Genomic DNA, 12,924 nt, shown 5'->3' on the forward strand with positions numbered 1-12,924 from the left:
CTCTGGACGTACAACAATGAGCGTCCCAACATGGCGCTAGGTGGGTTCACGCCGATACAGAAGTTGGCGATGGCTGCTTAGTTCCTTTCCACTTCTGGCTGCAGCTATAAACGGGGGGATTACCCAAGAATTCGACCGCATGCGAGTTTCGCCGCCTTTTCGGCGACACTCGCTGTGCAGTTCGTCGGCTACGATATCGCCGATAACCGGCTGATACGCTCGCCGGGTTGGGCTAGACCATGCTCGGACGACCGATGAGAACCTCTATAAAATTGGCGTCAGCATCCGCCCTGTCTTTGAGCTCTTTCGCCCCGTTTCTATAAAATTCCCGCACCTAACCCCGCGATTTCCCTGATCGTTTAACCTGTCCATGGCGAAATGCTGATCACACGGCAACGGGCGTGTGGAAGAGTCCGGAACAGTCCGATCGCCATGCATAGTGATTGAGATTCGCCGGCGGGTCTGCAGTCGTGCCGCATCGCGCGGCTGGCGTCCGACCATTCAATCCGGCATGGACGCGTCGCTGGTTGTAGTAGAGGGCGAATTGATCCAGCTTGCGATGAAGGTCGAGACCATTCCAGAAGAAGGTTTGGTCGAGATACTCGCGCCGAAGAGTACCGATGAGGCGCTCTACGAACGGATGGGAACGAGGCGCGAAGGGGATGGACTTAAGTTCCTCAATGTCGAGTACTCGCAGATTCGCGCGCCAGCGATGAAATCGGAACAACGGGTCATTATCGGAACTGAGGTGTTTGGGAAGTGGCTGACCGCAGCGGGCCTCGTTGAACATGCGACAGACGCGGACGCCGTCGATATGCGCCGGTTCGACAGCGAATCCAACGATACGACGTGAGAAGACATCCATGACGACCATCACCCAGAAGCTCTTGAGTAAGATCGACTCGCAGCGAAACAGGTCGACGCTCCACAGGCTGTCGCGGGCTTCAGCGATAGTAGAGAGCCACGACGGGCCGTTGCCTCCAGACTTTGGGAGCGGGTGGTTCGCCAGAATTCGGGCGCACCACGTCCTTGTCGATCTCCAGGCCGAAGGCATGCGAAATCTGCTGGGCAATGCGCGGACAGCCGAAGCGTGGATTGAGGCGCTTGATCTCAAGGATGGCGGCAATCAGTGTTTTGGACGGTCCTGTGGGGCTGGGGCGACGCCGGGTGCTCAGTGAAAACAGCCATTGATACTTGCGCCGGACCAGCGCGCGGTGAAAGCGCAACAAGGTCGCGGGCCTGAGGGCCACTGCGACTTTAAACATGCGTCGCGGCGAAACGAGCATCGCGCTCAGTGCCAGTAGGATGCGGTCTAATGTGTGCAGCCTCGGCGCCTTCTTTCGAGGACGATTCAGAATCAGCAGCTGGTGTTTCAGAAGCAGGGATTCGGCGATGATCGCGCGGGCACCGCCGGGGATCACGATCCTGACTGTCGTGACAATGAGATGAGCGATCAGGATCAACCAATCCCGCATGCGGTGAACAATGACCGTGGCCGGCGGGGTTGGCAAGACTGTGACTCAGCCGTCAACTGCGGCAAACTAGCATTCGCCATGGACACGCTGGAGAAGTCCGAGTATGCCTTCGGTTATCGATTCACTTCATTCGGTCACTCACACACCCACATCATCCACGATTGGGAAGTGCAAACCGCCTATCGCAGCTACAAGCTTAAATACGGCCCTGGCGCCATCGAACAGCTCACCCGCGAGTACGGCGAGTACATCCCCAAGCGCAACTTGCATGTTCTATCGGGAACGATTGCCGCACATCCCCGCAACTTCATCATCATCGGCCTGCTGCGCTCACCGTTCGATCCGCAGGAACTTGCTCGGTAGGGAAAACTTTTCTGAAGCAAGCTAATAGGGCGCGAGGCCACTCGGCCTCCATCAAGGTTGACACGCGCCGGGTTGCCGCTTGAAGTCGGTCATCCGCGTCTTCGTGTCCCTGATGAACTCCTTATCCGAAGCAGTTGCTTCCTGCTCGATTCGGTTAAGAGCCTCATCGGCAGCGGAGGCGCACATTCTCGAAAGAGCGATGATTATCGAACGGAACGTCCTAGAGTCGCGCTGCAATGCTATTCGCTCGAGCGCAGGCACATCTGCGTCTTCATCGAAGGTCGAGAGCGTGATGGCAGCTTGGCTCACCATTTTGGGAGATCCCGTATCCAATATGTTCCTTACGAAGTCGTGCACGTCGACAGGCTCCTGCGTGATATCTCCATTCTTTGCAGCTTGCAGCAGGATATCAGCGAGATCTAGTCGCACTCCCGGGTCGGAGATCGCCTCCCAGGAGAGTTCGGGATATTGACTCTGATTGCCAGTCCACACTTGCTCAAGGAGCTGCAGGCCATCGCGCGTGGCCCCGAGCTTCTTCACCTTGTTGAGCGACTCTGACAGAGTCGATGCGTTTCGCTGTTGAAGGATCTTCTGCAACTCCTCCGCGCTAAAACTGCTTCCTATACTGCGGACAGCTTCAGCAGCGCTCGCTGCCGAAGCCGAGCTCAAGTCACCTGTTGCATTCGGTGAGCAACCAGAGATCAGTGCAAGACCGACTGCTAGAGCGCAAAGGCGACCGATGGCGCCATTCAGTAGGCAATTACTCATGTCTCGCCGAGCCTCCGAACCATTTCCGTGAAGAGATAGATGTCCGTCTCAGTCACGCCGACCTTGATTGGATCATGCGTGATGTCGAAGTACGACGGCGCCAGTGTGATCTCCTGCTCTCGTCCGCATGCATCCGTGATCTTGTCCTTGCAGAAGCTCACCATGTGTTGGACGAACTGCTCGTCAGTCGTGTTGATGTCACGCCGGAAGTGAAGCCAGACAAACCATATCTCCCAACTTACCTCCGTTCCTATCGGTGGCCTTCGCGGTGGACGAAGACTTGGGTCTGCACCGATGCCGGGCCCTGTCGGATACATATTGATCCACGGAATCTTGATTCCCCGATGCGAAAGCTCCGTCCATGTGCGGCGAGTCGAGTCGCGCTGAAACGTCTCGCAGATTGGCAGCAGACCGAACGGATCGGTAAAAGAAATCGGATTCCCCGCGACGTAAGCATACGTGTTGAGCCCACCATCCAACCCGATGGGGTCAGATTGCACGTACCGTCCAGTGGCCGGGTCATAGTCGCGATAGTAGTTGTAGATAGTTGGATACCTTCGTCATACGTCTGTGGCCCGACTCGTAGCTTTATGTGGAGCGCCGACGCGCCACCCATGAGACACCAATGCCCAGCGGCAAGAGCACTAAGAGCTGCAAGGCCGGTTTGAGCACGTACTCAACACCTGCAGTCGAACCTTGCGGATTAACGAACACTGCGTAATAGAGCAACACTTCATAGACCAGCATGAACAGGGCGCTAACCCACAGTCCCTTTAATCGTGAGAAGCAAATGATTAGTGCGTCAATGACAATCCAAGGCCCCACAATAAAGAGCAGTGGCAACCACACATTTGGTGAAGCTACGCCAGGCCGTCCATAGCCGACGTACAAGGCCAGTAAAGAACCTATTGCCGCCACGACCGCAGAGCGAGTTCGTTCACTCATATCCCTATCTACCTAGTGCTCACTGCCCACCACTCGACCCAGAACCGCATTGGCACTTCGCCTGGGCCCTGCGATAGGGCCCCTCACCCAACCACTCAACCACATCCGCCATACGATTTGCGCGCCGAACGCAATCACCCGTGAGCCTTGTCCCTAGTCGCGCGTGCGCGCTGGAGCACAACTTGCGGGCATCCTCGCGAAACCGCCTATCGCATTCACCCCGCGACATGCCGCACGTTTCATAGCATCGATCATGGCTTCTGCACGCACTGGTGAACGGCACGATCCCGCGGTAGCTTTCGGGCACGAGAGTGAAGCTCCAACCGCTTCCGCATATTTTGCCGCTATGCTTCTCGGGCAGACCGGTAGCTCGACCCAACCCAAGAGGATCAACGTCCTTCAATGGATTTGAGTGAACGTACGCATACGTATTCAGATCGTCTTCGATTCCGAGCGGGTCACTCTGCACGTACCTCCCTGTCGCCGGGTCGTAGTCCCGATAGTAGTTGTAGTGCAGCCCCGTCTCGTGATCAAAGTACTGCCCAGGGAAACGCAGGTTGAACGCGAACGCCGATGAGTTGGCGTCTGGATCTTCGTTCACCGCGGTTGTTCCGAAGGGGGCGCTGTCCCAGCGCCACACGATCTCTGGGGAGCTGCGCTTAGTAATGCGCCGCGGCGTATTCAGATGATCAGTGTGGATATAGAACACCGCCATGCCACAGCTGCTCCAGCGAATCGAGAGCACTGGAATATCGTTCATCCAAACGATCTCCTGGATGAGCTCGCCGGTTGAATCGTACTCGCCGATGAGGCGTCCAGCCTCGTCGTAGACAAAGTAAGTAGCATCCGCGCCGCTCGATTTCTTCACTCGCTGCCCAAGCGGATTATACAAGTAGGTCGCCGTGAGACTGGCGCGAGTCGATGAGACCATGCGACCAGCATCGTCGTAAGTAAACGTTGTCGTACCATCGCTCGTCACGTTGCCTGCGTTGTCGTAACCGTACGTTCGCGACAGCGAACCGCTCACGGAAGTCAGCCGGTTGCTGCTCGTGGAAACGGAGTAGCTCGAACTTGCCGTGCCACCCTGACTCAGGCGATTGCCGATCGCATCGTAGGAGAACGTTTGTGACAACCCTGAGCGACTCGCTGCCGCCAGCCGGTCGAGCGTGTCGTAGCCATAAGTCCACGATCGGGAGCTGTCCTCTACGTCGGCAATACTGGTGATACGCATTGCGTCGTCATATCCGTATGTGCTCAGACCCGCACTGTCGATCAGCGCAAGATTGCCGTCCAAGTCGTGCTGCCGCACCGCCAGACTGCCGTTGCCCCACGTCCAGCCGCGAACCGGACCGAATGGCTCGTACAGCACATCTTCGATCATGAGAATACCGTCGACGCGAATGCTCGTGATCTGATTGTTCGTGTAACCGTAGGTCACTTCTATTCCGGAAGGCGGTGTAAGCGTTTCGAGCTGCCCAGCGCTGTTGTATGCGTAGTTCACACTCTTGGTCACGCTGCCGATCGCCTGCGTTTTCGAAGCGACCCGTCCTTGGGATGTATGCGTCCAACTCGTGCTGCCTGAGGCGTTTGCGACCGACGTCACGCGGCCCAGACCGTACGCGCCCTGATCATATTGATAGCTGATCGTCTGATCTGGGTACGCCAACTGTGTGACACGGTTCAAGGCGTCATAGCTGTACGTAGCCGTTTTGCCTCTCGCGTCAGTTCTGACCTGAAGGTTTCCGCCCGCATCGAAAGTACTTGATGTCGTGCCAGTATCCGGGCTCACCTGCTGGACGAGATCGCCGAGCGCGTTGTAGGTGTAACTCGTGACCTTGCTTCTCGGATCGGTTACCGAGATCAGCTGATCGAGCGCGTTGTAATCGTACTCCGTGACACCCGAGAGCGCATCGGTAACCTGACTGAGGCGATGCAACTCGTCGTAGACTTGGGCTGTACTGCGCCCGAGGGGAGCATCAATGCTCGTCTGATTACCGTTGTCGTCATAGGCAAAGCTGGTTGTGACATTGGCAGTGCCCGCGGCAGCGATTTGCTTCCACAGCTGGTTTAAGGTGTTGAACACGCGCGTTCGCGTCTGGGTCAGCACGTTAGATGGATCGTAGAGCTCCTCCCCAGTGCGATTACCCATCGCATCGAGCGTATAGACGATACGGTTGCCCTCGGAGTCCTCTATCTCGACCAGCCGATGCGCGTCATCGTAGGTGTACTCCAGGAAGCTTCCATCCGGCATCGTGGTCTTCTTGAGCAACCCCGTCGGCCAATAGTCGAAGATGGCCTGCTCGGATCCGACGGTGCGCGCGGTAACCCGCTGACGCGGATCATAGGACAGCGTCGTCACGACGCCATTGGGATCTGTAATCGTGAGTGGCTGGCCGTGCGCGTTGTACGTGTTGTAGGTCGTGACATGGCCGAGCGCGTTCGTGATCGTGTGCACCTGCCCGCACTGAAGGCCGGTGGTGCAGTTGTAGTACGCATAGGTCGTCACGTCCTGTACATCGGTTCGTGGCCCGTCTACGGTCAACATCTGGCCGAAGCTGTTATAGCTGTAAGTCCAGGTGCGTGATTCGCTGGTTGCGGTATCCAGGATCGTCTTCGTCAGCACGTTGCCGTTCATATCGTGTACGAAAGTCGTCCGCCTTGCCGATTCATCGACCCGCGTTTGCAGCCGAAACGTCGGATGCCACTGCGTGGTGATCTTTCGCTGGCGAGTGCCCGAGGCCGGCGTGTACTCCGCAAGATTCGCCGGACAGCTTGTACCGGCCGCAAAGCCTTCGACGCGTGCTGCCTCCAAGTTTCGCGCTAGATCGCTTTCGTAGCACGTCACTACATCGTTGAAGTCCATTCTGGATGCAACGTTCCCGTTCGCATCGTACGTGATTGCCTTGTATTCGCCGCAGCCAGGGCAAACATCGGTTGACGAGGCCGTTCGGAGGGTGCCCTGAGTAAGGATCGTTTGATATGTGCGAGATCTCATCAACGGATCGACGACAGTACGCGCGCCGGTTCCGAAATAACTGAAGCTGTATCTGTTGGCGCCACCGGCCCACTCCGTCGATTCGACCAGACTCTCATGGTTGTAGGTGTAGGTTCCTAAGCGAACACCGTTCTCGTCTGTAATACCAGTCAACAGGTTGCGCCCTTGGTCCGGCAACTCATAGTGGTAAGTGCGTTCCCGACCATCCGCGGGTGCGAGTCGGTACCAGCGGCTTGTTAGCTGCGCTTGAACTGCAGCTCATACGCTTTCACGTGCTCAGGAAACAGAGCTTCGTACTCCGACTGATCAATTCTAAGCACAGCAACCTCCATCTCCTCCCCTCCCAGTTGACCTTCGACATGAACGCCACCCGATGACTTGAGTGTGACGCCGTTGCCAGAGCGCACGGAAAGATCGCCCGGGTTCTGAACCCCACTGATCTTCTCGTACACCTCGTTTGGCTCGATCCTTCCGAAGGCCACGCCCATCGGAGGATCTCCGAACTCAAGGTTCGAGGTACCGACGAGATGCCCGCCAAGGTAAATATGGAATCGCGCCATGCTCGTTCTGACAGCTAACGTCGCGCGTCAGCCGCGCGAGGGTTTCCGAGCGTCGGCTGCACGCGTTTGTTAGGCATCTCAGTAAGTGCCCCAATGAGCAGACACGATTCGAGGGCACGCCTCCTGCGGGCACCACGAGGAAACCGTTATCGCCCAGCCAGCGCACTTCACATCAACCCACTCCGGAGCCGAGCCGGGACCAACGTCGCATTGTGGCGATTCGCCGGCATCAAGTTCCTTACGAAACCAGCCATCTGCAACCAGCTTTTCGATGACCTTAACTCCCCAGGTGCGATCTATGCCACCTAACCAGCGAACTGCAAGTTCACGGGTGCCGACGCTCACCAGAACCTCTATGTCTCCGGATTGGCAGCTCCAACTCTTCTCCTTCCGTTCGCAGCGCGCGAAATAGCGCACCGGCTTTCCTGCAATTGCTTCATGCGAACGACACAGCACATCGGCTGAAGCATTAGCTGTCGCGCGGTCATAGGACCAAGCTTCGATCCCTTCAGCCGGCACGTGATGAGTGTCCTTGCACACCAGTCGTTCAAGCGCGGCCTTCTCGGCGGCAGTAAGAGCGGCTGGAAATGTGGGTATCAATGTCAAAGCTCGCACGTCCTGCGCAGACCCGCACACCCCCAAGGCCGCTGCTAAAACAATGGAAGGTGCTCTCTTCATCGCTGCCCAACGCTCACGCTGTGCCGCGAGCACCGGCGCTTCGCCTGCGCAAGTCGGAACCAGCGTGTTGTTGGGCACTAATGAGCACGGCTACGAAAGTATTCGTCGAAATGCTGGGGTAGTTCTGGCAGCGGAGATGATTGCGAAAAGTACTTCGACTCCGTGGAGTGAAACTCAATGAAGCCTACTTGGGCCTCGACAGCGTATTCGCCCAGCGCTTCGTCCAGCAACAGATAGGCCATCTGTCCGTAGGCCCCTTTCTCTTGCTCATTGTAGCCGTCGAAGAACAAGACGATGCCGGCTCTATCCCCATCCTTTGCGAGTAGATAACGAACCTCTTCGGCCCGAACCTTCTTGCCGCCATACTCAAGGTCGCTGAGCGGCCATCGGCGAGGTCTGAACTTGACCCACACCCAACGCTTCAAGGACGGGGCCATCGCATAGGTCGATTCGACGGCGGCGAAGGCAGACTTGATTCCGCCGGCGCTGATGACGAACTCCCGCGCCCCGTCCTTGACTGGGCCAAACTCAAATGTCAGATCCGAATTGATCCTTTGCAACTCCGCCTGTAGCGAGTCGAAGATCGCTTCCTGGTCCTTTTCGAATTCGAATAGTCGCGCCTCATTAGCCGCGAACCAACTCCAGAACCGGTCTTCGCTACTAGCCTTGGCCGAGTTTCCGAAAAGACTGAATCCCATAACTATGAGCGCTCCTGCGAATGCCTTCTTCATGCACAACGCCCCGGCTGAGCCGCGAGCAAAGGCGCATCGCTTTTGCGAGTCGGAACCAGCGTGATGTTAGGCACCGCCACTGATTGACCTCGCGATCTCCGCCCCGCCAGAGTGCTCGGCAGGTGCTCAAAACACCTTTCTCGAAGCGGACGCCGCACCCGAAAGATTAGCGGCTTTTTTGCGCCCATGGGTTTTGCAAGCTCGCGAATCCGAGGTTGCTGTCTATGGTCGGGTGTGCGGCTAATACAATACTCCCGAAAGGGAGGAATACGCCCGCCGTCTTCGAGCGGTTTTGAGCACCCGGCCGCCATCTCAAAAGTGGCGAACTCAAAATATCTCGAAGGAAACCCACCATGGCTGTTCAAATCACCGCCTCCCTCCGGCCACGCCTGCTCAGTATCACCGGCTCTCGCTACGAGTATCAACTCCACGGTCGCTGGCCGCGTCCGCCAGAGATTTCCTATTTACGTCTACGCGGCTATTGGCTGCAACGCGCGGGGTTCTCCGCGGGACAACGTGTGAAAGTGCACGTCGCCGACGGATGCATCACGATTGTTCCCGCGCAATGAAGTATAGAGGGCCACGGCAGGCGGATGGGCCTCTGGTTCTGTCCGCCGGCCTAACGCCGAGCTTGAGCGGCGAGCAACGGCGCTTCTCCGTTGCGAGTCGGTACCAGCGGCTTGTTAGCGAACAAGTTCACCGACGCGCATCCCACCCGCAAATAGGGCAATACACGAGCACAGCACAACGAATGCAACTCCGCACGCGAGCAAACCGCGCGCGGGCCCGCGAGATCGGAAGAAGTAGGCCATCAAGACGAGTAGCGACACAGGAGTGAACAAGCCTACCACCCACCATCCGGCACCAGATACTTCGAATCGCTGCGCATCACGTTCCAACCAGTGGATCAGAACGAACGCCGACAGTAGGAGCACGGCTGCTGGTGCGAACTGCGCAACGCTACTGGTATCGCCGACAGTAGCCTTGAGCACACCGGAGGCAGCGAAGATCAGGGCTGCGGCTGCCGCTGAATAGACGTGGTACCACATAGTGTTCGCTAACTTGATTTAGAAGTGCGCCCTGTGACGAATAACCTGGGGCGCTGCGAAATAACCTGGAGCGCGAGTTTCCCGGAAGTCTACGGGCAACCACGAGAATTGACACATAATCTGTCGATGCATACAGCATTAACCAACTTATGGAAACCGGACGTCCAAAGTTGCAATCCGTGCGGCTGCTCGACCAGCTGCGCGAGCGCATTCGATACTGCCACTATAGCCTACGGACAGAACAGGCATACGTCTTCTGGGTTCGGCGCTTTGTTCGCTTCCACCTCCCCCGGCACCCTAGGGCGATGGGAGCCACGGAGGTTGAGGCTTTCCTTACCCATCTCGCCATGGAGCGGCATGTAGCACCGTCCACTCACAAGCAGGCGCTGGCGGCTGTTCTCTTTCTGTATCGACAGGTCCTCGATATCGATCTGCCCTGGCTACAACATATATAGGCCGGCCGAAGAGTCCGATTCGGCTTCCCGTGGTCCTCTCGCGCCAGGAGGTTGCACGCCTCCTGGCGAACGTTGACGAGCGCTTCGCGACCATTGTCACTCTTCTTTACGGCGCAGGCCTTCGTCTGATGGAATGCTTGCAGTTGCGCGTCAAGGACATCGACTTCGATCGCGCGATCAGAAAACTCTCTATAAAACTCGGTTTGCGTCGCCAGCCCGCGCTGGCTCGACCACGGCGACTTCGTGGTCATAGAGGTCGAGCATCGCGTCGGTCTTGTGGCCGCCCGCTTCCTTCTTCTCCGCCTTCTTTCCTTTGGTATCTCTAATCCCGCGGTGCTTCAAACCGTGAAGCGTAAAGCGCTGCTCACGGGTGATCGATCGCGGCGCTGATGAGATCCTGCCATGCGTTGTCCAAACCGGCCCTGGTCAGCGGCGTGCCCGATTCAGTTAGAAAAATAAGCGCTGCTCGGGTCGAATCGGAATAGCCGGCGCTGGTTGGCTGGCCGCGCCAGCGTCTGCGCGCGAACAGCGACGGCGGCCTTCCAAGCGGCTTTCAGTCGCGAGGTCCACTTCGCGATGTTGTCGTTGCTGCCCTCGGTGCGTGAGGCATACAGCCCCTGCTCGCTCGCGTACGCATCGGTCATCCTACCAAGCAAGACCAACTTCGCGCAGTTGAAGAGCGCAACGAGCCGACCGAGCTGTGCGGATCGGTGGCAATGCCACCGGACGGCATGGCTCAACCTTGCCGGCTTTCTTGCATCTCGCGACAGTACTGCTGCAGGGTATCGGGTAGATTGCCAGGGCATATGCCGCACTGACGATTTCCAGGGACTGCATAATCGATGAACTTCGGGTAAGGCAAATTGAGGTTCTGCATCAACTGCACGAAGTCGTCTACGGTTCGCTCCCCGCCGAGACGCGGGTTGCGCTGTTTCTCCTGAGCGATACTCGACACCCATCGGCCGTGATAGTCATGCCCGGGATACACGAGTGTTTCAGGCGGAAGGCTGAACAACTTTCCGCGTACGCTCGCGTAAAGAGTACGCGCGTCGCCACTCTGGAAATCCGTGCGGCCGCAGCCATCGATCAACAGCGCATCGCCCGTGAAGACGCGATCGTCCGCGACAATGGCAAAGTGATTGTCCGTGTGCCCTGGGGTATGCACTGGGTCAAGTCGAACTCCACCAACCTGCAGCGGCACTCCATCGCGCAGGCCGACATCCGTGCAGGCGAGCGCGTCCAGGGCTGCCAGAGCGATGCGGCTGCCCGCCTCCCGCTTGAGTGTCGTTGCCGATGTAATGTGATCGGCATGGATGTGCGTATCAATCGTCATCACAAGTTTCAGGCCCAGATCTTTCACGACCTGAAGATCGCGCTGCCATGCCGGCATCGCGGGATCGATCAACACCGCCTCTCGGGTCTGCGGGCACGCGAGCAGATACGTGTAGGTGGACGAAACCGGCTCGAACAACTGACGAAAGATCATGACGTACTCCTTCCGATGACTCGAGCCTCGTCTCAATGCACTGCCTCGCGCGGCAGCTGCATCGGCGTCGGCGCAGCGTCGGCGCGAGCGGTGATTTCGGGATCTAGCGTGGACATCGCTTGGTGCTGACTCAGAAATACACCACCGGTGAGGTGCTGCAGAAACTCCGATCGCTTCAGTCGGTCGAGCACCGGGCCTTTGACTTCGGACAGATGCAAGGTCACCCCTGCTTGTTTGAGGCGATCGACGATCACTTCCAGACTATCGAGCGCGCTCGCATCGATGTAGTTGACGGCTGCGCATACGAGCACAACGTGGCGGATGTCCGGGCGCCGCGCGACTTCATCGTATAGCCGGTCTTCGAGATACCGAGCATCGGCAAAGTAAAGACTCTCATCGACACGTACCGACAACACGGTAGGGCTGGTGATCACGCTGTGACGCTCGACGTTTCGGAAATGTTCAGTTCCAGGAACCTGGCCCACGATGGCGATGTGCGGACGACTGGTTCGCCACAGGTACAACGCAATGGACAGAGTGACGCCTGCGAGGATGCCGGCCTCAACGCCTACGAAGAGCACTACAACGATGGTGGCTGCCATGGCAGAGAAATCACTGCGCGAGTAACGCCACGTATGTCGCACCGTTCCAAGATCGATCAGCGAGAGCACCGAGACTATGATCGTTGCCGCGAGCGCCGCCTGCGGCAAGTTTCGGAACAGCGGGGTGAACAATACCGCCACGAGCGCAATGCCGGCAGCCGTGAACACACTGGCCAGTTGGGTGCGTGCGCCAGCATCGAAGTTCACGACCGAACGTGCAAAGCCGCCGGTGACTGGATAGCCGCTGGTGATCGCCGCCGCGACGTTCGCCGCACCGAGGCCGACGAGCTCCTGATTTGCATCGACGCGCTGACGCCGCCTCGCCGCCAGGGTTTGGGCCACCGAGATGGATTCGACGAATCCTATGAGGCTGATCAGGGCAGCCGCAGGCAGCAGTTGGGCCCACGCAGACGCCTCGAATCGTGGCAAGGACAATGGTGGCAACCCGGCCGGCACGCTGCCGACCACGCGCACACCTTGTGCCCCGAGATCAGCCACACCCACGATCAGAGTCGTGCCTACGATCGCTGCCACTGGCCCCGCCTTGGTCATGATATCTGCGACTCGCTCACGTACATTGAAGCGCAGCAACAGCGGCTTCAATCCACGACGCACCCAGAATAGAAAACCAGTCGCGATGAGACCGATCGCGAGCGTCGCCACGTTGGCTCGTGGCGCGGCTTCGACTAATGATCTTGCCCCGGAAAATCGGACACTCGTCTAAGCGACCCGTGGCAGCTCGAACTCTGCCGGGCTGAGATAGCCCAGCGAGGAGTGAAGCCGCTGCCGATTGTAGTAGATCTCGATGTATTCAAAC

15 protein-coding genes and 2 pseudogenes are annotated in these 12,924 nt (G+C 58.0%); 4 read left to right on the plus strand and 13 right to left on the minus strand.

Translation table 11 applies throughout. The features are described 5' to 3' along the window. Positions 1-385: 385 nt before the first annotated feature. Positions 386-1,054 (minus strand): integrase core domain-containing protein, encoded by a 669-nt coding sequence (locus tag EK373_RS34520; protein WP_198683849.1) that lies wholly within the window; start codon positions 1,052-1,054, stop codon positions 386-388. After that, positions 945-1,511 (minus strand): hypothetical protein, encoded by a 567-nt coding sequence (locus EK373_RS33575; protein ID WP_198683850.1) that lies wholly within the window; start codon positions 1,509-1,511, stop codon positions 945-947. Before EK373_RS33575 ends, EK373_RS34520 begins: the two co-directional genes overlap by 110 nt. Positions 1,512-1,553: 42 nt before the next feature. Here EK373_RS33575 and EK373_RS32840 point away from each other — a divergent pair, with 42 nt between their 5' ends. Beyond that, complete coding sequence (locus tag EK373_RS32840) at positions 1,554-1,838, plus strand: hypothetical protein (RefSeq protein ID WP_129649602.1); 285 nt, start codon at positions 1,554-1,556, stop codon at positions 1,836-1,838. A gap of 51 nt (positions 1,839-1,889) precedes the next feature. Here EK373_RS32840 and EK373_RS32845 read toward each other — a convergent pair whose 3' ends face one another. The 7 genes and pseudogenes from EK373_RS32845 to EK373_RS32875 all read right to left on the minus strand — a co-directional run bounded on the left by EK373_RS32845 (position 1,890) and on the right by EK373_RS32875 (position 8,515). Next, positions 1,890-2,507 carry a hypothetical protein gene (locus EK373_RS32845; protein WP_232831458.1) on the minus strand — a complete coding sequence of 206 codons (618 nt, stop codon included), beginning with the start codon at positions 2,505-2,507 and terminating at the stop codon, positions 1,890-1,892. Between the two features lie 500 nt (positions 2,508-3,007). Continuing rightward, positions 3,008-3,148, minus strand: a pseudogene (locus EK373_RS34525) (RHS repeat-associated core domain-containing protein); the annotation flags it as partial. 46 nt (positions 3,149-3,194) lie between these two features. Further along, positions 3,195-3,551, minus strand: coding sequence for a hypothetical protein (locus tag EK373_RS32855; RefSeq protein WP_129649604.1), 357 nt, complete (start codon positions 3,549-3,551; stop codon positions 3,195-3,197). Positions 3,552-3,570: 19 nt separating this feature from the next. Continuing rightward, positions 3,571-6,414 carry an RHS repeat-associated core domain-containing protein gene (locus tag EK373_RS32860; protein ID WP_198683851.1) on the minus strand — a complete coding sequence of 948 codons (2,844 nt, stop codon included), beginning with the start codon at positions 6,412-6,414 and terminating at the stop codon, positions 3,571-3,573. A 368-nt stretch (positions 6,415-6,782) separates the two neighbouring features. Next, complete coding sequence (locus EK373_RS32865; protein ID WP_129649606.1) at positions 6,783-7,106, minus strand: hypothetical protein; 324 nt, start codon at positions 7,104-7,106, stop codon at positions 6,783-6,785. 78 nt (positions 7,107-7,184) lie between these two features. Next, positions 7,185-7,784, minus strand: a complete 600-nt coding sequence (locus EK373_RS32870) for a hypothetical protein (RefSeq protein ID WP_129649607.1) — start codon at positions 7,782-7,784, stop codon at positions 7,185-7,187. Positions 7,785-7,861: 77 nt separating this feature from the next. Continuing rightward, entirely contained in the window at positions 7,862-8,515 is a 654-nt protein-coding gene (locus EK373_RS32875; protein WP_129649608.1) for a hypothetical protein, read from the minus strand. A 353-nt stretch (positions 8,516-8,868) separates the two neighbouring features. Between EK373_RS32875 and EK373_RS32880 the strand changes: the two genes are divergently transcribed. From EK373_RS32880 to EK373_RS34535, 3 genes are all read left to right on the plus strand, one after another. Continuing rightward, a complete protein-coding gene (locus EK373_RS32880) occupies positions 8,869-9,084 on the plus strand; it encodes a SymE family type I addiction module toxin (protein ID WP_129649609.1) in 216 nt (71 codons plus the stop codon). A 629-nt stretch (positions 9,085-9,713) separates the two neighbouring features. Continuing rightward, positions 9,714-10,019, plus strand: coding sequence for a phage integrase N-terminal SAM-like domain-containing protein (locus EK373_RS34530; RefSeq protein WP_407676237.1), 306 nt, complete (start codon positions 9,714-9,716; stop codon positions 10,017-10,019). Between the two features lie 29 nt (positions 10,020-10,048). Then, positions 10,049-10,345, plus strand: coding sequence for a tyrosine-type recombinase/integrase (locus tag EK373_RS34535; RefSeq protein WP_407676238.1), 297 nt, complete (start codon positions 10,049-10,051; stop codon positions 10,343-10,345). Positions 10,346-10,462: 117 nt separating this feature from the next. On the opposite strand, the gene EK373_RS32890 is transcribed toward EK373_RS34535, so the two are convergent. The 4 genes and pseudogenes from EK373_RS32890 to EK373_RS32905 all read right to left on the minus strand — a co-directional run. After that, positions 10,463-10,663, minus strand: a complete 201-nt coding sequence (locus EK373_RS32890) for a hypothetical protein (protein ID WP_129649610.1) — start codon at positions 10,661-10,663, stop codon at positions 10,463-10,465. Positions 10,664-10,755: 92 nt separating this feature from the next. Then, entirely contained in the window at positions 10,756-11,505 is a 750-nt protein-coding gene (locus tag EK373_RS32895) for an MBL fold metallo-hydrolase (protein ID WP_129649611.1), read from the minus strand. 32 nt (positions 11,506-11,537) lie between these two features. Further along, positions 11,538-12,800: pseudogene (locus tag EK373_RS34540) on the minus strand (SulP family inorganic anion transporter); the annotation flags it as partial. Positions 12,801-12,827: 27 nt separating this feature from the next. Beyond that, positions 12,828-12,924 (minus strand): IS3 family transposase (locus EK373_RS32905; protein ID WP_157994167.1); only part of this gene is annotated, 97 nt, incomplete at its 5' end.

Origin of the sequence: Peristeroidobacter agariperforans (assembly GCF_004138335.1) — a bacterium.
Taxonomy (GTDB): domain Bacteria; phylum Pseudomonadota; class Gammaproteobacteria; order Steroidobacterales; family Steroidobacteraceae; genus Steroidobacter; species Steroidobacter agariperforans.

Bases quoted from the DNA above. Each gene is read 5' to 3' on its own strand.
- EK373_RS32890 (WP_129649610.1), bottom strand. From the start codon at position 10,663: ATGACCGATGCGTACGCGAGCGAGCAGGGGCTGTATGCCTCACGCACC.
- EK373_RS32875 (WP_129649608.1), bottom strand. From the start codon at position 8,515: ATGAAGAAGGCATTCGCAGGAGCGCTCATAGTTATGGGATTCAGTCTT.
- EK373_RS34520 (WP_198683849.1), bottom strand. From the start codon at position 1,054: ATGCCTTCGGCCTGGAGATCGACAAGGACGTGGTGCGCCCGAATTCTG.
- EK373_RS32865 (WP_129649606.1), bottom strand. From the start codon at position 7,106: ATGGCGCGATTCCATATTTACCTTGGCGGGCATCTCGTCGGTACCTCG.
- EK373_RS34530 (WP_407676237.1), top strand. From the start codon at position 9,714: ATGGAAACCGGACGTCCAAAGTTGCAATCCGTGCGGCTGCTCGACCAG.
- EK373_RS32860 (WP_198683851.1), bottom strand. From the start codon at position 6,414: ATGGACTTCAACGATGTAGTGACGTGCTACGAAAGCGATCTAGCGCGA.
- EK373_RS32880 (WP_129649609.1), top strand. From the start codon at position 8,869: ATGGCTGTTCAAATCACCGCCTCCCTCCGGCCACGCCTGCTCAGTATC.
- EK373_RS32895 (WP_129649611.1), bottom strand. From the start codon at position 11,505: ATGATCTTTCGTCAGTTGTTCGAGCCGGTTTCGTCCACCTACACGTAT.
- EK373_RS32855 (WP_129649604.1), bottom strand. From the start codon at position 3,551: ATGAGTGAACGAACTCGCTCTGCGGTCGTGGCGGCAATAGGTTCTTTA.
- EK373_RS32840 (WP_129649602.1), top strand. From the start codon at position 1,554: ATGGACACGCTGGAGAAGTCCGAGTATGCCTTCGGTTATCGATTCACT.
- EK373_RS32870 (WP_129649607.1), bottom strand. From the start codon at position 7,784: ATGAAGAGAGCACCTTCCATTGTTTTAGCAGCGGCCTTGGGGGTGTGC.